Source organism: Kitasatospora sp. NPDC048545 (assembly GCF_040651155.1).
In the GTDB taxonomy this organism is placed as follows: domain Bacteria; phylum Actinomycetota; class Actinomycetes; order Streptomycetales; family Streptomycetaceae; genus Kitasatospora.
The window spans coordinates 185,804-203,222 of sequence record NZ_JBEZIQ010000006.1; the positions used below are offsets into that span (position 1 = coordinate 185,804).

Sequence of the window (17,419 nt, forward strand, 5' to 3'; positions counted from 1 at the left end):
CGAACCGGCGGGCTGAGCAAGGGGTAGAACTCCCTTAGGCCGCACTTAAGGAAGTCGTCCTCCCTGACGCCGTCTCACCGGGGGAAGAGCACTCCGCGGCTGCGTCGCCGTCCGGTCCGCGCGGGCCTCGCCGTCTCCGGCCGGGTGCGCAGCCGCAGCCGGGTCTCGGCGCCGCCGAGGACGGCGGAGCGGCCGAGTGCGAGGTCCCCGCCGATGGACTCGGCGAGCTTGCGGACGATGTCGAGGCCGAGGCCGGTCGAGCCCTCCCCGCCGTGGCCCTCGCCGCGCTTGAGGGCCGCGGCCGGGTCGTTGTACCCCGGTCCGGCGTCGCCGACCAGCACGATCACCGAGCTGTCGGTGGCCAGCACGTCCACCGAGAAGGCGGTGCCGACGGCGGTGTGCCGGAAGACGTTGCCGAGCAGGGCGTCGACGGCGGCCGCCAGGTCGCCGCGCTGGACGGGGACGGGTGCCGCCCGTTCGGCGCCGGCCAGCTGCCAGCGGCGTCCTTCGTCCTCGGCCAGCGCGGACCAGAAGCCGACCCGCTCGCGGATCACCTCGGCGGCGTCGCAGCCGACCGTGACGGCGGGCGCGTCCTCGGGGGCGCGGCGGGCCGAACGGATGATCTGGTCGACCTCGCGCTCGAGTTGGGCGACCGCGTGGCGGGTGGCGTCGGCGGCGTCGCCGTCGCCGAGCGAGGCGGCGTTGAGCCGCAGCACGGTCAGCGGGGTGCGCAGCCGGTGGGACAGGTCGGCGGCCAGTTCCCGCTCGGCGGCGAGGAGTTGGACCACCCGGTCGGCCATGGTGTTGAACGCGTGGGACGCTTCGCGCAGTTCTTCGGGGCTGCCGTCGACCTGCTTGCCCTCGACCGGGACGCGTACCGCGAGGTCGCCGGCGCCGAGTGAGCGGGCGGCGCCGGCGAGCCGCCGGGCGGAGGCGACGATCCGGTTGCCCATCCGGTCGGCGACCAGCACCGAGATGGCGACCAGGCCGAGCGCGACGGCGGAGAGCACCAGCCAGGCGGTGGCGACGCCGCGGGTGAGGTCGTCCTCGGCCACGAAGACCTCGACCACGGCGGTCCGCCCGGTGTCCACCGCGACGGGCTGGAGCAGCGCGTAGCCGCCGGGCACCTCCACGGTGAAGGACCGGCCCTTGCCGCCGGCCGTGGCCACGTCGTCGGCGGCGGCTCGGCCCTGGCCGAGCGTCGGTCCGCCGGGGCCGCCGGTCCCGGGGGCCTCCGGCTGTCCTGCCGCGGGCAGGTGGACGGCCATCCGCCCCTGCCCGCCCGCGTCCGTGCTGGCCAGGGCCCGGGTGACGGCGTCCTGGTCGGTGGTGATCGCCAGCGCGGGTCCGAGGGCCGCCGCCTGGCGTTCGGCGGCGGTGAACGCCCGGTCCCGCGCGGTCTGCTGGACCATCAGGCCGAGCGGGATGAGGAAGGCCAGCGCGACCATGGTGGTCCCGGCCACGGCGGCCTTGATCAGGGCCCAGCGCAGCGAGTGCCCGAACCTCCTCATGTCCGGTGCCCCGCCTGGTCCCCGGTGGCCTCCAGCCGCACGCCGACGCCCCGGACGGTGTGCAGGTAGCGGGGGTTGGAGGCGGTCTCGCCGAGCTTGCGGCGCAGCCAGGAGAGGTGGACGTCGATGGTCTGGTCGCCGCCGTAGGTCTGTTGCCAGACCTCGGCGAGGATCTCCTTTCGCGGCACCACGACGCCGGGCCGGGCGGCGAGGAAGGCCAGCAGGTCGAACTCACGGCGGGTCAGGTCGAGCGGGTGCCCGTCCAGGGAGGCCTCGCGCCGCTGCAGGTCGATGGCCAGTCCGCCGACCCGCAGCACCTGGGCGACGGGGGCGGCGCCGCTGCCGAGCCGGCGCAGCACGGCGGCCATCCGGGCGCTGAGGTGCTCACCGGAGAAAGGTTTCACCAAGTAGTCGTCAGCACCGTCGTTGAGCAGCCGGACGATCTCGGCCTCGTCGTCCCGGGCGGTGGAGATGATCACCGGCACGTTGGTCAGGCCGCGGATCATCTTGAGTGCCTCGCTGCCGTCCAGGTCGGGCAGGCCCAGGTCGAGGATCACCAGGTCGCAGCCGACCTGGGCGACCTCCCGGAGCGCTTCGAGAGCGGTGCCCACGCTGCGGACCGCGTGACCGGTGTCGGTCAGGTGGCGGATGAGGGCGGAACGTACGAAGGGGTCGTCCTCGACCACGAGCACTGTTGCCATGGGCCTGCACGGTACGCCATCAGCAGGGAGTGGTCTGTACCTCGGGGCCCGGTCCGGACATTGTGCAACTGCCCTGAGGAATGGCGAGGGTGCCGGTCTCCGACGCGGTGGAAATACGGCAGGATGTGCGGACGATGCGGAACGGACTGGTACAGCTCGGCGCCTGGGCGGCGGCCACCGGGGCGGCGGTGGCGCTGTCCTGGCTCGGCGTGCACGCGGTGCTGACCGGCGCCGCGTTCGAACGGCCCACGGCGCTGCCACTGCCCTCCCCGAAGGCCGACGGCACGTCGTCCTCCCCGGCCGCCGCCCCCGAACCGCCGGGCCCGGCCGCGCAGTCCACGACCCCGACCCAGTCGGCCTCCCCGACCGCCACCGCGACGCACGGACCGACCCCCGCCGCGACCACCCCGCCGCCGACCCGGCGACCCACGCCGACGCCCACCGCGACGTCCACCGTGAAGAGCTACCCGATCCCGGGCGGCAAGGTCGCGCTGGACCTGAAGCCCGACCGGGCCTCGCTGGTCTCCGCCACCCCGGACCCGGGCTGGCAGATGCAGGTGTGGAACGGCCCCCAGTGGATGCGGATCGACTTCACCAAGGACGACCAGGCCAACTCGGTCTTCGTCTACTGGAACGGGCACCCGCCGATCGTGGAAACGGCCGTCCGGTAGGGCCCGTCGAACCCCCGTCGCGGACGCCCGCCACCGGACGTCCGCCATCGGGCTTCCGCCGTCCGCCCGTCAGAACCCTGCGTGCGGAACGAACCCCGGCAGGTACGGCCCGGCGTAGCCGGCCCGGTCGACCAGGGTGTGCCTGGTCCCGCCGGGCACCCCGATGGCGGCCAGCACCACCGCACCGTACGCGTCCCGGGTCCCGTACGGCTCGGCCAGTGACAGCGCACCCCGGTCGACCGCGTAGTCGTAGGCGTAGTAGACGTCCGGCACGCTCACGGCGACGTCGACGACCCCGTCCCCGAACCGGTCCAGGTGCGCGGCCAGCTCCCGGCCGCGCGGGCCGATCACCTGCACCAGCGAGGTGAGCACGATCCGCGTCCCCGGCGCGGCGAGCACGTACGAGACGGTCTCCGGCTCGCCGGTCTCCGGTCCCGCGTACGCGGTGCACCGCAGCCCCAGCGCGGCGCAGTAGCGGCGGGCGGCCCGCTCGGCGTCGGCGACCGCGAAGACCACCGCGTCGGCGCGGCCCGTCGGCAGCGGGCCCGGTTCGCCCGCGTCCGGCATGGGGCCTGCCCCGAGCAGGACGGGTTCGGCGGCGGTGTCGGTCATGACGGCCCTCCCGGTAGGCGTACGGACCACGCTGGGCCCCGGCGCCGGGGTGGGGGACCCGGGGCACGGGGTCGTGGCTGGAGGGTGGCGCCGAGCCGACCTGCGCGCAACTGTTCCGTTTCCTCCTGGTCAAGCTGTGCCCCGGGGCGGGAGAATCGGCCGCGCAGCTGTACAGAATGCCCACCGGAGGACGGTGCCGCGATGCCCCCCGCCCACTCCCCGAGTTCGCCCGACTCGACCAACCCCGCTGCCCCGCAAGGCACTTCGATCGTGAGCAGCACGAACGACACGATCGACACCCTGGACGGCCGGCTGATCCGGCTGCTCGCCGAGGAGCCCCGGATCGGGGTGCTGGAGTGCTCGCGGCGGCTGCAGGTCGCCCGCGGCACCGTGCAGGCCCGGCTGGACCGGCTGCAGGCCAAGGGGGTGATCGGCGGCTTCGGCCCGGAGGTGGACCCGGCCGCGATCGGCTACCCGGTGACGGCCTTCGCGACCCTGGAGATCTCCCAGGGCCAGGGCGCGGACGTGCGGGCGCACCTGGCGGGCGTGCCGGAGGTGCTGGAGCTGCACACCATCACCGGGATCGGGGACATGATGGTGCGGATCGTGGCCCGTTCCAACGCCGATCTGCAGCGGGTGATCGACCGGGTGGTGGGCTTCGACGGGATCGTCCGCTCGTCCACCGCGATCGTGCTGGAGAACCCGGTGCCGTACCGGATCCTGCCGCTGGTGGACCAGGCCGCCGCCGAGTAGCCCGCCGGGTCACCCCCGGCCCGGGCCCGCCGGGCCGCCCCGCACCGGGCCCCGTCGCCGCGCCCGGTCAGCAGGAGGGGACGCTGCCGCCGGTCTTGAGCGCCTTCAGGGCCGAGACCGCCTCGTCGAGGGTGGCGACCGGCACCAGCCGCAGCGACGCGGGCGTGTTCACCTTGGCGTCCGTGCACTCGTCCCTGGGCAGCAGGAACACGGTGGCGCCGTCCCGGGCGGCCGCCTGGGTCTTCAGCGGGACACCGCCCACCGGGCCGACCGTGCCGTCGTGGTCGATGGTGCCGGTGCCCGCGATGGTGCGCCCGCCGGTGAGGTCGCCGCCGTTGCCGTCGCCGGCGAGCTTGTCGACGATGCCCAGCGCCAGCATCTGGCCGGCGCTCGGGCCGCCGACGTCCCCCAGGTCGACCTTGACCTTCACCTGGTCCGGCGAGAGGTGGAGGTAGCTCAGCGCGGCCACGGTGGCGTTGTCCTGCGACTCGGCCATCTGCTGGGCGGTCACCTCCTCGGCCTTGGCCGGGTTGCCCTGCGGGTAGACGGTGTCGGTCGGGCGCACCGCCTCCTTCGGGTCGAACCAGGCCTGCATCGACCGCAGGAAGGTGTTCCGCTGGTCCGGGTTGGTCGCCGTGATGGTGACCATCCGCAGCTCGCCCTCGGTGGTGCGCAGCGGTGCCCCGGTGATGGTGAGCACCGGCTTGTCCTGGTAGGTGCCCAGGGTGTCCGCGGTCAGGCCCGGCCAGGTGATCGTGTACGGCAGCGGGACGAAGGCGGCCACGCCGAACAGTGCGGTGACCAGCGCTCCGCACAGCGTGAGCGCGCGGGTCCGCGGGGCGGTGAGGGCCTTGGGCAGCTTGGTGTCGGACACAAGGGGAATCCAAACACACCCGACGCCCGGGCGCGGTCCGCCCGCCCGGGGGCAGGCGGCGGGGGGCGCTACCTCAGCGCGTCGGCGACCTCGGTCGCCGCCTCCACCACCCGGGGGCCGACCCGCTCGGGCACCATGCCGTTCAGCATCACGACGCCGACGCTGCCCTCGATGCCGCTCAGTCCGAGCAACGCGGCGGCGGCGCCGCACGCCCCGGACTGCTCCTCCGCGCGGGTGATGACGAAGCCCTGGTCGGGGCGGCGCTGGCTGGGGAAGGTACGCGCCTCCAGGATCGCCCGGCCGGCCGCGCTCTCGCCGAGCGGGTGGCGCAGGCCGGTCCGGTAGGCGACGTGGAAGTCGGTCCAGCTCGGCTCCACCACGGCGACGGCCAGGGCCTCGCTGCCGTCCACCAGGGTCAGGTGGGCGGTGGCGCCGAGGTCCTCGGCGAGGCTGCGCAGGGCCGGCAGCGCGGCCTCGCGCAGCAGCGGGTGCACCCGGTGGGCGAGCCGCAGCACGCCGAGGCCGACCCGGGCGCGGCCGCCGATGTCCCGGCGGACCAGGCCGTGCTGCTCCAGGGTGGCCAGCAGCCGGTAGACGACGGTGCGGTTGACGGCGAGCCGTGCGGCGAGCTCGGTGACGGTCAGCCCCCGCTCGGAGTCGGCGAGGAGCTTGAGGACCCGGACGCCGCGGTCCAGGGTCTGGGAGGTCTCGGCTGTCACGACGGGCAATCCTTTCCGCGGCGCTCGCGGGGCGGGCGGCACCGGCCCAAGGGCGGTGTCGCGCGCAGGTGGGGGTGGCCGCGCTAGGGCCGTGCGTGGTGTCCTCCTTGACGCCCGCACGGTCCTGCGGCGCCGTCCCGCGAGGGGTTGCCCGGCGGAAGAGCGTGGGGGAAAGGTAGTGAAGGAAATGTCGTGGGGGAAGTGGTTGTCCAAAATTCGGGCGTGATCGACTTCAACGGCGCCGCGAATTCCGGACAGACCATCCCAATCCGCAGGGTGCATCAGCGCAGGAGTTCGACCCGGGTCCGGAGTCCGGACACACCGGGGCGGGGGTGCCTCCCGCCCGGCGCCGGGCGGGAGGAGGGGCGGCCCGGGCGGGCCCGCCGGACCGCTACTTCGCCCACTCCCGGATCCGGACGATCCGCGCCTTGAGCTGGTTGGCGGTGGCCTGCGCGGTGAGCGGCCCGCCGCACTGGCGGCGCAGCTCGTTGTGGATGGTGCCGTGGGGCTGGCTGGTGCGGTGGTGCCAGGCGGCCACCAGTGCGTTGAGCTCCTTGCGCAGCTCGCGGAGCTCCTGGTGGGTGACGACCGGCCGCTGCTCGGCCGGCAGCTCCAGCAGGTCGGCCTCCTCGGCGGGCTTGGTCTTGCTGCGCTGGATCTGCCGGTGCTGGCGCTTCTGCAGCAGCATCTGCACCTGGTCCGGCTCCAGCAGGCCCGGGATGCCGAGGTAGTCGTCCTCCTCCTCGCTCCCCGGGTGGGCCTGCATGCCGAACTCCATGGCGTTGTACAGCACCCGGTCGAAGACCGCGTCGGAGCCCAGTGCCTCGTAGGAGAACTCCTCGCCGCCGGCGCCGTCGGGGCCGTCGTTGGCCCGCTCGGCCTCGGCGAGCAGCCGGTCCTCCTCGTCGAAGAGGCCCTCGCCCTCCTTCTTCGGCCGGTCCAGCACGTGGTCGCGCTGGACCTCCATCTCGTTGGCGAAGCCCAGCAGCATCGGGATGGTCGGCAGGAACACCGAGGCCGTCTCGCCGCGCTTGCGGGCGCGCACGAAGCGGCCGACGGCCTGGGCGAAGAACAGCGGGGTGGAGATCGAGGTCGCGTACACCCCGACGCACAGCCGGGGCACGTCGACGCCCTCGGACACCATGCGGACGGCGACCATCCAGCGTGAGGTCCCGGCCGCGTAGTCGGAGATCCGCTGGGAGGCCTCGGTCTCGTCGGAGAGCACCAGGGTGACCTTCTCGCCGCTGATCTCGCGCAGCAGCTTGGCGTACGCGCGGGCGACGGTCTGGTCGGTGGCGATCACCAGGCCGCCGGCGTCCGGGATCGCCTTGCGGACCTCGCTCAGCCGCCGGTCGGCGGCCTGCAGCACGGACGGGATCCATTCGCCCTGCGGGGCCAGCGCGGTGCGCCAGGCCTGGGCGATCAGGTCCTTGGTCATCGGCTCGCCGAGCCGGGCCTCCAGCTCGTCGCCGGACTTGGTGCGCCAGCGCATGTTGCCGCTGTAGCTGAGGAAGATCACCGGGCGGACGACGTGGTCGGCGAGCGCGTGCCCGTAGCCGTAGGTGTAGTCGGCCACGGACTTGCGGATGCCGTCGCCCCCCGCCTCGTACGCCACGAAGGGGATCGGGTTGGTGTCCGAGCGGAACGGCGTACCGGTCAGCGCCAGCCGGCGGGCCGCGGGCTCGAAGGCCTCGAAGCAGGCCTCGCCCCAGGACTTGGAGTCACCGGCGTGGTGGATCTCGTCCATGATCACGAGGGTCTTGCGGGACTCGGTCCGGTTGCGGTGCAGCATCGGGTTGACCCCGACGCCCGCGTAGGTGACCACGATGCCGTGGTACTCGCGGGACAGCGGCCCGGAGGAGTACGCCGGGTCCAGCTTGATGCCTATCCGTGCGGCGGCCTCGGCCCACTGCTTCTTGAGGTGCTCGGTCGGCGCGACCACGGTCACCTGCTGCACCAGGTGGTTGTGCAGCAGGTACGAGGCCAGGGTGAGCGCGAAGGTGGTCTTGCCTGCGCCCGGGGTGGCGACCGCGAGGAAGTCGCGCGGCTGCGTCTCGATGTACTTGTCCAGCGCACCCTGCTGCCAAGCCCGCAGCTTGCCGGCGGTGCCCCAGGGGGCACGGCCGGGGAAGGCCGGGGAGAGGTGGTGCGAGCCGGCGGACGCGGCGTGGCCAGCGGGTCGGGCGGGGGCCTGGGTCTCCGGTACGTCGGAGAACAGCGGCATCGAGGAGGCGGCGGCAGTACTCACGGTCTCCGAGGGGGATCATCGCAGGTCAGAGGCGGTTTTTCGGCCCCGTCCCGCGGTCGGGCGGCGATCGGACAACCCGCCCAGCCTACCGGCCCGGCGCCGTTCGGACCTCCAGGCGAGGCTCCGCGCCGGGCCCGTACGGCCGGAAATCGATGTGGCGTGGATCACGTCCGATCGCTGCCGGAACCGGGTAATCACGGCGGCCGGCGGGACTCTCACCGGGGTGAGGCCGCAGCGACCCCCGTCGTGGCGCGGCGGCCCCGCACCGAACCGAAGGGACCCCCCGTGCGCACCGTCGAAGAGACCGTCCAGGCCCGCCTGATCCTCTCCCCCCACCGCTCCGTCCGGCTGCGGGTCGTCCTGTCCTACCTGCCGGACGACCCGCTGGCCGTCCGGATGGCCTTCCCCGCCGAGTTCTCACTGGACGAGGACGCGGAGGACCGGGACGCCGGGGACATCGTCTGGGTCTTCGCGCGCCGGCTGCTCTCGGCCGGCGTCGAGCTGCCGGCCGGCGTCGGCGACGTCCACGTCCGGCCCGCGCCCGGCCGATGCACCATGGTCGAGCTGCGGGCCCCGGAGGGCATCGCACTGGTCCGGTTCGACAGCGGCGACCTGCGCCGCTTCCTGTGGCGCAGCCGGCTGCTCGTCCCCGAGGGCGAGGAGCACCTCCACCTGGACGCCGACCGCGCCCTCGCCCAGCTGCTCGGCTGACGGGCCGCGACGTGCCCGCCCGCCTCCGGGGCACCGCGGTCCCGGTGCCGGCCGGTCGGCACTCCCCCGTCGCTCCCGTCCCGCTCCCCCGTCGCTCCCCCGCCCCTGCCCTCCGGCGCGGGGGCCGGTCAGCCGGACAGCTTGCGCATCAGCCGGACGCCCTGCGCCGCCGTCAGGTGCGGCAGGTACGCCTTGCCGATCGCCCGGGTGATGCCGGGCAGCGCGGCCGGGTCGGGGTAGGCCATGTACATCGGCCGGTACTCCGGCTGGAACTTCGCCTTGAACGCGAGCAGCGAGCGGAAGCCGTAGACCGGCTCCAGCACCTTGCCCATCCAGTCCAGCATCCGCTGCAGCCCGGTGGGCTCCTCGCCCTGCCCGGTGCGGGCCAGCGGCGCGCCGGACAGCGACAGGAAACGCGCGCCCTCCTCCTTGAAGCCGAGCGCGGCCGAGGCGATCAGGAACTCGTTGACGCCGCGGAAGCCGTCCGAGCGCCGGCGCATGAAGTCCAGCGTCCAGCCGACCGGCACGCCGTCCTCGTACACCGGCATCCAGCTGGTCAGCCCGTGCACCACCCGCTGCTCGTCCACGGCGACCAGCACCCGGACGTCGGGGTCGTCGAGTTCGTCCAGCCCGCCGAGCGTGAAGCCCATCTCCGGCAGGCCCTTCTCGGAGACCCACTCCTCGGAGATCGCCCGGATCTGGTCCCGCAGCGCGAGCGGCGCCTCGTGGTAGGCCCACCACTCCGCGGTGATGCCCTGCTTGCCGGCCTTGTTGAGGGCGGTGCGGATGTCCTGCCACTTGCGGCCGGTGAAGGCCAGCTCGGGCAGCGCGACCACGGTGTCCTCGGCGACCTGCACCGAGCGCCAGCCGAGCTGGGTGGCGGCGTCCCTGGTCTGGCCGCAGACGCTGTAGAAGCACGGCGTCCAGCCGCGGGCGTCGCAGTAGCGGGCGAAGCCGGCCACCGCCCGGGCCCGGTCCTCCGGCGCGCCGAACGGGTCGCCGGTGGTCAGCGCGATGGTGCCGACCACCCGGTAGGCGACGCCCGCCCGACCCTGCTCGTCGAACCAGTAGTGGTTGCCGTCCCAGGTGGTGATGAACGACAGCGTCCCGCCGCCGTACCGGGTCAGCAGCGCCCTGGCGCGGGCGACCGCCTCGGCGTCGGTGTGGAGCACGGGCCGGCGGAAGGCCGTCAGCAGGGTGACCAGCGCCACCACCCAGAACGCCAGGCCGCAGTACGTCTCCAGGAAGCGCGCCAGCGACCCGACGGCGATCGGGTAGTCCGGCGTCAGGTCGTTGTACGCGGGCGGCAGGAACTGCGCGGGCAGCCCGTGCAGCAGCCGCCGCACGGTCGCCCCCGGTTCGAACTGGTCGGCCACCAGCCGCCCGAGCCCGACGTACGCGGCCGAGGAGAGCAGCGCGGCGCCGCCCAGCACCAGGGCCAGCCGACGCACCGACCGGCCTGCCAGCCGCAGCCGGAACCGCTTGCGGGTGGCCAGCAGCAGACCGGTGGTCAGCAACGGCAGCAGCATCGCCTCGACGAAGTACTGCACCACGTCCTGGCTGTCCGGCCCGGCGTCCAGGTAGAGCCAGCCCAGCAGACCCGCCCACAGCAGCTCGGTGGCGATGGTCACCAGCCAGGCGAACCGCAGCCCCCGGCGCAGCCCCTCGGCCAGCACCAGCAGCAGCGCCGGGAACAGCGCGGCCATCAGCCGGCCCGGAGTGTCGAAGATCCGGACGACGGCGTGCGCGCGGGCGCAGTCGTGTGCCGAGAGCGCGCACAGGTCGGCGACCTCGTCCGGGCCGAGCCGGTGCGAGAAGTACAGCTCGGAGAAGGTGTTGAAGGGCCCGCTGGCGTTGTCGTACAGCGAGGCGATCAGCGGCCCGAATGCGGCGGCGACCAGGCAGAGCGCGACCAGCACCCGGGTCTCGGAGTGCGAGGAGCCGAGCGAGCGCAGGTACGGGCGGCCGCGGCTGAGCAGCGCGCCGACGCCGAGCCCGGCCAGCGCGGCGGCGCACCGCTGGACGCTCTGCAGGTGACCGACGTACAGCGTCATGACCAGCGGGACGAGCAGCACCAGCAGGTGCAGCCGGCGCCGCCAGAGCACCGTGAGCCGGTACCCGAGCACCCCGGCCAGCGCGAACAGGCCGACGGCGGGACCGACCGAGACCTGGTCGGCGACCGAGGCGGTCCACTGCTCCCCGGCCGAGGAACCGAAGGCGATCAGCCCGGTGCCCAGCAGGGTGCCGACGACCTGCCCGCCGACCAGCACCGCGAGGGTGCGCAGCCGGCCGAGCCGGTGCTCGGCGGCCGGGCCGACCAGGAGCAGCAGCAGGCTGGTGAACACGTAGGAGCCGATGCCGGAGCACCAGAACACCGAGGTGAACGGCGCCCACCAGTGGCCCTCGGCGAACGTGGGCAGGCCGACCCCGGCCCGGTCCAGCAGCCGCTCGGACGGCCCGTGGCGCAGGCTGCCGGTGGCCGCGCCGATCAGCCAGAGTCCGGCCAGCAGCGCCAGCGTCAGCGGCGCCGCGCGCAGCCGGCCACCGAGCACCCGGGCGGCCCGCCGCACCCGCTGCGGGCGGGGCTCCGGCGTCCGGGTGACCGGCGCGCGGTCCGCGCCCTGCTCGGAGCCGCCCTGCGCGCCTCGCTGGGGGACGACCCGCGCCGCCCCCTTCCCCTTCTCGTCGACGGCGGCGACCGCCGTGCCCGCCCCGGTCACCGGGTCAGCCCGGTCTGGCCGGCGAGCCACGGGATCTGCTGGACGATGCCGGGTCGGAAGACGACCCAGCCGTGACCGCCCGGCATCAGTTCGAACTTCGCCTTCATCCCAGCCCCCTGTACGGCCCGGTAGATCTTCTCCATCTGCGGCTTGAACTCGTCGTCGGTCTCACCGACGAGCAGGGCGACGTTGGTGTCCGGGAACCGCTTCCGGGCCATCACCTGCACCGGGTCGACCGCGTCGAACTTCTTTCCGTCACCGCCGAACGCGACCCTGACGGTGTCGTCCCGGGTGCCGAGGGTCGGCTCCTCCTGCCCGGACATGTCGAGGACGGTGCCGTACACGTCGGGCGCGTTGACACCGAGTTGGAGCGCGCAGGTGCCGCCCATCGAGGCGCCGCCGATCGCCCAGGACTTCCGGCCGGTCGCGGTCTGCAGGTTCTGGTGGATCCAGAACGGGACGTCCGACGCCAGGTAGGTCTGCATCTTGGCGATCTTGGAGTCCATGCAGAGCGTGTTGGCCCAGGTGGCACCGAGCTGGTCGGGCATCACCACGATCGGCGCGAGGCCGCCGTGCTGCGCGGCGAACGCGTCCATCCGCTCGTTCAGCTGCCCCCGGAGGACCCAGTCACCGGGTTCGCCCGGCTGGCCGGTGAGCATCACGACCACCGGCAGCAGCGGCCGCGGGTTGGCCTGGTAGGCGGGCGGGAGGTAGACGTACGCGTCGCGGCCCTTGAAGCCCGACCGGAGGCCGGGGATCGGCACCACCGAGACGGTCCCCTTCGCGGGCAGGTCCGCCGGGGCCTTCCAGACCTCGTCGAGCACCTTGTCCGGCGGGGCGGCCACGGTCTGCCCGGCCTTCTCCGGCACCAGCCCGTCGGTCTTGGTCAGCCACGGCGCCAGCATCACGCGCCCGCTCGGGAACTGTCCGAAGCCGATGTTGATCTCGGAGGCGGACATCAGCAGCACCAGCCCGCTCAGGCCGAGCGCGATGCCGCGGCGGCCCCAGGTGAGCCGGCGGATCCGGTAGCCCACCAGGCAGAACCCGAGCAGGGCGACGGCTATCCACCAGGTGACGTACTCCGGTGTGCCCTCCGGGAAGGGGTGCCACCAGCCGTCTACCACGACGTCGAGCAGCAGGCTGAGGGCGGCCGCGGTGAACAGCGCGGCGGGCAGGCGGACGCGCCACCAGCTGCGGCCGCGGCCGACGGCGAGCGCGAACAGCGCCGCCCAGCCGATCACGAAGACGGCGTGCGGGATCCGGCCCTCGGTGAGGGGCCAGTCGATCGGGTTCCAGCGGGAGGCGAGTGTGAGCGTGGTCATGCGGCTTTGCCCGGCTGGGTGGTGTCCGCCAGGAACCCGTAGGCGACGACGTTGCTGTCGTAGCCGTGTTCCGCGCTGTAGGCACCGCCGCAGGTGATCACCCGCAGCTGTGCATCAGCGGCCTGACGGTAGACCCGGTCGTCCGGGAAGTCCTTTCGGTCGTGCACTTCGATGGCGTACAGCTGGTAGACGGCGATGGCACCGTCCGCCCTTGCGATCTCGATCCGGTCCCCCCGACGGAGCGCACCCAGATCGTAGAAGACGGCCGGACCCGACTTGTTGTCGACGTGCCCCGCAAGGATCGCGGTGCCCCGCTGGCCGGGGCTGGCGCCGCCCCGGTACCACCCCGCGAGGTTACGGTCCGCCTCCGGCGGGGCCTGCAGGTGGCCGTCGGCGTCCAGCCCGAGCGCGGTGACCGGGGCGTCCAGACGGACGGCCGGGATGCGGATCCGGGTCGGCGCGGACGGGCCCAGCGGCGGGACGACGGAGACCGGCGCGATGCCGGCCTGGGCCTGGCCCGTACCAGGGGCAGGGGGCAGCACCGCCGAGCCGCCGTCGTGCAGCAGCCAGGCGCCGAGCACCAGCGCGGCTCCCGCCGCCAGGGTGCCCGGCCAGGGGCTCCTGCTCTGCTGGACGCCCACGGGCGCTCCCCTCTGCCGACGGAACTCCTCTTCCTGGGAGTTTCCTGGGAACAATTGAACCGGATGGGACTGTAAGGCACGTCCATACGACGGTCGTACCGGCACCCGCCGATCGGCAGGGTTGCAGGCCCCTTTCCTGCACCGCGTGGGCGTCCGGTCGCGGAGCGCGACGGCCTGCCCCCGCCAGCGCCCCCCGCGCGGGCACGACCCGACACGACCTACCGACGGTTATACGGACCGGATCGGTTGCGGCGTTCGAGCGATCGCTTGCGACCGCGCGCTGCGCCTCTTCGACCGTCTCCGCACCCATGGCATGCTGACGCGGTCACGGGTTCGATACCCCGGGTGTCCGGCCGGACCCGGCACTCCCGCACGCCGCCGAACGCCCCCTGAACGGAGTGACCATGGACGCTCTCTCCCGCCGCACCCTGCTGGCGGCCGGCGCCGCCACCGCCGCCACCCTGGCGGCCGGCTGCGGCAGCAACCACGCCACCGGCGGGGAGCGGGCGAGCGGTTCCGCCACCGGCGCGGACGCCGAGCAGAGCGCCACCCCCGCCCCCGTTCCCGCCCCGGCCCCCGAGCCGCAGACCGTCCTGATCGGCGACGGCTCCACCTCCGACACCGGCTCCCAGCCGCACCAGCCCGTCCCCGACCGGCTGCAGCCCGGGCAGCGCCCGCCGCAGTTCGTGGTCTTCTCCTGGGACGGCGCCGGCGAGCTCGACAACGGCCTGTTCGCCCGCTTCCGCCGGCTGGCGCAGGAGCACGACGCGAAGATGACCTTCTTCCTCAGCGGCCTCTACCTGCTGCCCGAGTCCAAGAAGGACCTCTACCGCCCGCCGCAGCACAAGGCCGGCGCCTCCGACATCGGCTACCTGAGCGACCAGCACATCCGCGCCACCCTGGAGAACGTGCACGCCGCCTGGCTGGAGGGCCACGAGATCGGCACCCACTTCAACGGCCACTTCTGCGGCGCCACCGGCGTCGGCAGGTGGTCCCCCGAGGAGTGGGACAGCGAGATCCAGCAGGCGATGGACTTCGTGACGAACTGGCGCACCAACACCGGCTTCACCGACCTGCCCTCGCTGCCCTTCGACTACCGCAAGGAGCTGATCGGCAGCCGCACCCCCTGCCTGGAGGGCCAGCGCAACCTGCTGCCCACCGCGGTCAAGCGCGGCTGGCGCTACGACAGCAGCGGCAACGGCACCCAGGTGTGGCCGCAGAAGATCCAGGGCGGCGCGCTGTGGGACCTCCCGCTGCAGTCCATCCCCTTCCCCGGACACACCTTCCAGGTGCTCTCGATGGACTACAACATCATGTACAACCAGTGCGGCCCCAACACCAAGGCCGACCCGGCGCTCCACCCGGGCTTCCAGGCCCAGGCCCGCGACTCCTACCTGATGGGCTTCGACCGCACCTACCGCGGCAACCGGGCGCCGTACGTCATCGGCAACCACTTCGAGGAGTGGAACGGCGGCATCTACATGAACGCCGTCGAGGACGTGCTCAAGGCCATCGCGGGCAAGCCGGAGGTCCGGCTGGTCTCCTTCCGCCAGCTGGTCGACTGGCTGGACGCCCAGGACCCGGCGGTGCTGCGCAAGCTGCAGACCCTCGCCCCGGGCCAGTCCCCGACGGGCGGCTGGGAGGCCTTCCTCGGCACCCCGGCGGCGCCGCCGGCCCCCTCCCCCTCCGCCACCGTCACCGCCACCGCCACCGCCACCGCCACCGCCACCGCCACCGCCGGCTGACCGTCAGGACCGGGCGCGGACCCGGCCGGCGAGCAGCGCTCCCAGCAGCGCCACCCCGGCCATCACCAGCAGGATCACCGCGAAGGCGCCGGGCGACCCGGCGCCTTCGGCCTGTCCGTGGGCGGCCGCCAGGGCTCCGCCGCCCAGTGCCGCGAACAGCACCCCGGCCAGGCCGGTGAGCAGCACGTTGCCCAGCGCGTCGCTCATCTGCAGCGCGGCCGAGTTGGCCCCGGCGTCCTCCGGCGCGGAGAGCTTCATCATCAGCACGCTGACGCTCGCAATGGCCAGTCCCATCCCGACGCCGCCGATCCCCCAGGCCACCGAGGCGACCCAGGCCGGCGACCCCGGGACCAGCACCAGCGCGGCGCCCGCGATCGCCAGCGCGGTCAGCACGAAGCCGCCCCGGATCATCGCCTCGCGGTAGCGCTCGGCCCCCGGCCGGCCCTGCAGCCAGGAACCCAGCGCCCAGGAGAGCCCGCCACTGGTCAGGGTGAGCCCGGCCAGCGTCGGCGACAGGCCGCGCTGGGTGGTCATCATCAGCGGGATGAAGGCCTCCGCTGCGAAGAACGCCCCCGCGGCCAGCCCGCGCAGCAGGATCACCGTCGGCAGCCCGCGCCCGGCCCGCAGGGTCCCCTTCGGCAGCAGCCCCAGGACGGCCGGCACCAGCAGCGCCGCCCCGGCGATCCCGGGGAGCAGCCCGACCAGGTCACGGCGCTGCCCCGCGTACTGCAACAGGCCGGCGCCGAGCGCCGCCATCGCGGCCAGCAGGGTGCGCCGGCGGTCGAAGTCGGTGCCCCCGGGCACCGGGTGCTCGCTCCCCTCGCATCCGGCCGGGGAGACCCCCATGGAGCGGCGCAGCGCCGGGCCCATCACGACCAGCGGCAGCAGGATCAGCACCGGCACGGCCAGGAACACCCAGCGCCAGCCGAGGTGCTGGGTGACCGCCCCGGCGACCAGCGGGCCCACGATCGAGGGCAGCACCCAGGCCGAGGAGAAGGCCGCGAACACCGACGGCCGCAGCCGCTCCGGATAGGCCCGGCCGACCACCACGTACAGCGCGACGATCACCAGCCCGCCGCCCAGGCCCTGGATCGCCCGCCCGGCCACGAAGACCCACATCCCGGGCGCCGTCCCGGCCACCAGCAGGCCGACGCCGAACACCGCGATGCCGGTGAACAGCGGCTGCAGCGGCCCGCGCCGGTCGCACCACTGGCCGGAGACGACCAGGGCGAACAGCGTGGTGGTGAAGTAGCCGGAGAAGGCGAAGGCGTACAGCCCGAGCCCGTCCAGCTGGCGGGCCGCCGTCGGCATCGCGGTGTTGACGGCCGTCGCCTCGAAGGCGATCACCAGGACCACCGAGACGATCCCCAGTGTCAAGGCTCGGAAGCGGCCGCTGAGCACCCCGCCGCCGGGGTCGTCGTCGAGGGGTATCGGTACGGGGTCGACCGAGGTGGGGGAGGCTGTGGTCATACGTGACATCGTAAGAGCCGTCCGCCCGGATGACCCCTGACCAGGGTCGGTGATCGACTCGGTCCCGAGGCCTAGGACGGGGCCGGCGCCCCCGCCGGGGCGGGCCGGTGCCCCCGTGCGGTCAGTGCAGCACCTTGAGGCCCACCACGCCGGAGACGATCAGCAGCAGGCAGGCGATCCGGGCCGCGGTCACCGCGTCTCCCAGGACGGCCATGCCGTAGAGAGCGGTGCCGACCGCGCCGATGCCGACCCAGACCGCGTACCCGGTGCCGATCGGGATGGTGCGCATCGCGTACGCCAGACCGCCCATGCTGAACAGCAGGGCGACGCCGAAGACGACGGTGGGAACGAGCCGGGAGAAGCCCTTGGACGATTCCAGGGCAACTGCCCAGACGGTCTCCAGGAGACCGGAGACGATCAGAACGAGCCAGGCCATGACGACGAGCCTCCGCAGTCCACAGCGGCCGGGTTGCCGCTGAACTGCGCCGTCTTGTCGTCACCGGGTACGACGCACTCGTCCGGGGTGGCGGGAATTCCGCCACCGGTCTTCGACCGTAGCACACATTGCCATACAGAATTTACAAAACTTCGTTGACCCTCCTCCCCCGGATCCGCCACCATGAATTCACTGGCCGTGTGCCCGAGTGGCTCAGGGAACCGTCTGCAAAGCGGTGTACGCGGGTTCAATTCCCGCCACGGCCTCCGGAAGAGGAATTGCCGG

General features: G+C 73.6%; 15 protein-coding genes, 1 tRNA gene and 1 riboswitch. Of the genes, 5 read left to right on the forward strand and 11 right to left on the reverse strand.

The window, feature by feature from the left end; translation table 11 throughout:
- Positions 1-74 precede the first annotated feature (74 nt).
- Positions 75-1,511 carry a HAMP domain-containing sensor histidine kinase gene (locus AB0D10_RS08930; RefSeq protein ID WP_360253431.1) on the reverse strand — a complete coding sequence of 479 codons (1,437 nt, stop codon included), beginning with the start codon at positions 1,509-1,511 and terminating at the stop codon, positions 75-77.
- Positions 1,508-2,212 carry a response regulator transcription factor gene (locus AB0D10_RS08935; RefSeq protein WP_360253433.1) on the reverse strand — a complete coding sequence of 235 codons (705 nt, stop codon included), beginning with the start codon at positions 2,210-2,212 and terminating at the stop codon, positions 1,508-1,510. Before AB0D10_RS08935 ends, AB0D10_RS08930 begins: the two co-directional genes overlap by 4 nt.
- 134 nt (positions 2,213-2,346) lie before the next feature.
- Between AB0D10_RS08935 and AB0D10_RS08940 the strand changes: the two genes are divergently transcribed.
- Positions 2,347-2,883: a hypothetical protein gene (locus AB0D10_RS08940; protein WP_360253435.1), complete on the forward strand. Its 537-nt coding sequence runs from the start codon at positions 2,347-2,349 to the stop codon at positions 2,881-2,883.
- Between the two features lie 69 nt (positions 2,884-2,952).
- Here the strand turns inward: AB0D10_RS08940 and AB0D10_RS08945 are convergent, their stop codons facing one another.
- On the reverse strand, positions 2,953-3,495 hold the full coding sequence (locus AB0D10_RS08945) for a VOC family protein (protein ID WP_360253437.1): 543 nt from the start codon (positions 3,493-3,495) through the stop codon (positions 2,953-2,955).
- Positions 3,496-3,765: 270 nt separating this feature from the next.
- Here AB0D10_RS08945 and AB0D10_RS08950 point away from each other — a divergent pair, with 270 nt between their 5' ends.
- Complete coding sequence (locus tag AB0D10_RS08950; protein ID WP_360253439.1) at positions 3,766-4,248, forward strand: Lrp/AsnC family transcriptional regulator; 483 nt, start codon at positions 3,766-3,768, stop codon at positions 4,246-4,248.
- Between the two features lie 67 nt (positions 4,249-4,315).
- Here the strand turns inward: AB0D10_RS08950 and AB0D10_RS08955 are convergent, their stop codons facing one another.
- The 3 genes from AB0D10_RS08955 to AB0D10_RS08965 form a co-directional block, all read right to left on the reverse strand.
- Positions 4,316-5,122, reverse strand: coding sequence for a S16 family serine protease (locus AB0D10_RS08955; RefSeq protein ID WP_360253441.1), 807 nt, complete (start codon positions 5,120-5,122; stop codon positions 4,316-4,318).
- A gap of 68 nt (positions 5,123-5,190) precedes the next feature.
- Positions 5,191-5,841: a helix-turn-helix domain-containing protein gene (locus AB0D10_RS08960; protein ID WP_360253443.1), complete on the reverse strand. Its 651-nt coding sequence runs from the start codon at positions 5,839-5,841 to the stop codon at positions 5,191-5,193.
- A 391-nt stretch (positions 5,842-6,232) separates the two neighbouring features.
- A complete protein-coding gene (locus AB0D10_RS08965) occupies positions 6,233-8,065 on the reverse strand; it encodes a DEAD/DEAH box helicase (protein WP_360253549.1) in 1,833 nt (610 codons plus the stop codon).
- 309 nt (positions 8,066-8,374) lie between these two features.
- Between AB0D10_RS08965 and AB0D10_RS08970 the strand changes: the two genes are divergently transcribed.
- On the forward strand, positions 8,375-8,800 hold the full coding sequence (locus tag AB0D10_RS08970; RefSeq protein WP_360253445.1) for an SsgA family sporulation/cell division regulator: 426 nt from the start codon (positions 8,375-8,377) through the stop codon (positions 8,798-8,800).
- A gap of 128 nt (positions 8,801-8,928) precedes the next feature.
- Here the strand turns inward: AB0D10_RS08970 and AB0D10_RS08975 are convergent, their stop codons facing one another.
- From AB0D10_RS08975 to AB0D10_RS08985, 3 genes are read right to left on the reverse strand one after another with little or no spacing between them, the layout of a single operon-like run.
- Positions 8,929-11,520, reverse strand: coding sequence for a rhomboid family intramembrane serine protease (locus tag AB0D10_RS08975; RefSeq protein WP_360253447.1), 2,592 nt, complete (start codon positions 11,518-11,520; stop codon positions 8,929-8,931).
- Positions 11,517-12,842 carry an alpha/beta hydrolase-fold protein gene (locus AB0D10_RS08980; RefSeq protein ID WP_360253449.1) on the reverse strand — a complete coding sequence of 442 codons (1,326 nt, stop codon included), beginning with the start codon at positions 12,840-12,842 and terminating at the stop codon, positions 11,517-11,519. Before AB0D10_RS08980 ends, AB0D10_RS08975 begins: the two co-directional genes overlap by 4 nt.
- Positions 12,839-13,483, reverse strand: a complete 645-nt coding sequence (locus AB0D10_RS08985; RefSeq protein ID WP_360253451.1) for a class F sortase — start codon at positions 13,481-13,483, stop codon at positions 12,839-12,841. The genes AB0D10_RS08980 and AB0D10_RS08985 overlap by 4 nt, the downstream gene beginning before the upstream one ends.
- Before the next feature lie 404 nt (positions 13,484-13,887).
- Here AB0D10_RS08985 and AB0D10_RS08990 point away from each other — a divergent pair, with 404 nt between their 5' ends.
- Positions 13,888-15,228, forward strand: a complete 1,341-nt coding sequence (locus AB0D10_RS08990) for a hypothetical protein (protein ID WP_360253453.1) — start codon at positions 13,888-13,890, stop codon at positions 15,226-15,228.
- Between the two features lie 3 nt (positions 15,229-15,231).
- Here AB0D10_RS08990 and AB0D10_RS08995 read toward each other — a convergent pair whose 3' ends face one another.
- Positions 15,232-16,698: an MFS transporter gene (locus tag AB0D10_RS08995; RefSeq protein ID WP_360253455.1), complete on the reverse strand. Its 1,467-nt coding sequence runs from the start codon at positions 16,696-16,698 to the stop codon at positions 15,232-15,234.
- A gap of 121 nt (positions 16,699-16,819) precedes the next feature.
- The gene (locus AB0D10_RS09000) at positions 16,820-17,134 is read right to left on the reverse strand and encodes an SMR family transporter (RefSeq protein ID WP_360253457.1); all 315 of its coding nucleotides are present in this window, start codon (positions 17,132-17,134) and stop codon (positions 16,820-16,822) included.
- A gap of 43 nt (positions 17,135-17,177) precedes the next feature.
- A riboswitch (guanidine-III (ykkC-III) riboswitch) is annotated at positions 17,178-17,243 on the reverse strand.
- 85 nt (positions 17,244-17,328) lie between these two features.
- On the opposite strand from AB0D10_RS09000, the gene AB0D10_RS09005 reads away from it, so the two are divergent.
- Positions 17,329-17,400: transfer RNA gene (locus AB0D10_RS09005), tRNA-Cys, on the forward strand.
- The last annotated feature ends 19 nt before the right edge of the window (positions 17,401-17,419 follow it).

What these genes read in the sequence shown, in the direction of transcription:
- AB0D10_RS08930 (WP_360253431.1), bottom strand. Translation starts at nt 1,511, where the DNA reads ATGAGGAGGTTCGGGCACTCGCTGCGCTGGGCCCTGATCAAGGCCGCC.
- AB0D10_RS08935 (WP_360253433.1), bottom strand. Translation starts at nt 2,212, where the DNA reads ATGGCAACAGTGCTCGTGGTCGAGGACGACCCCTTCGTACGTTCCGCC.
- AB0D10_RS08940 (WP_360253435.1), top strand. Translation starts at nt 2,347, where the DNA reads ATGCGGAACGGACTGGTACAGCTCGGCGCCTGGGCGGCGGCCACCGGG.
- AB0D10_RS08945 (WP_360253437.1), bottom strand. Translation starts at nt 3,495, where the DNA reads ATGACCGACACCGCCGCCGAACCCGTCCTGCTCGGGGCAGGCCCCATG.
- AB0D10_RS08965 (WP_360253549.1), bottom strand. Translation starts at nt 8,065, where the DNA reads ATGCCGCTGTTCTCCGACGTACCGGAGACCCAGGCCCCCGCCCGACCC.
- AB0D10_RS08980 (WP_360253449.1), bottom strand. Translation starts at nt 12,842, where the DNA reads ATGACCACGCTCACACTCGCCTCCCGCTGGAACCCGATCGACTGGCCC.
- AB0D10_RS08990 (WP_360253453.1), top strand. Translation starts at nt 13,888, where the DNA reads ATGGACGCTCTCTCCCGCCGCACCCTGCTGGCGGCCGGCGCCGCCACC.
- AB0D10_RS08995 (WP_360253455.1), bottom strand. Translation starts at nt 16,698, where the DNA reads ATGACCACAGCCTCCCCCACCTCGGTCGACCCCGTACCGATACCCCTC.
- AB0D10_RS09000 (WP_360253457.1), bottom strand. Translation starts at nt 17,134, where the DNA reads ATGGCCTGGCTCGTTCTGATCGTCTCCGGTCTCCTGGAGACCGTCTGG.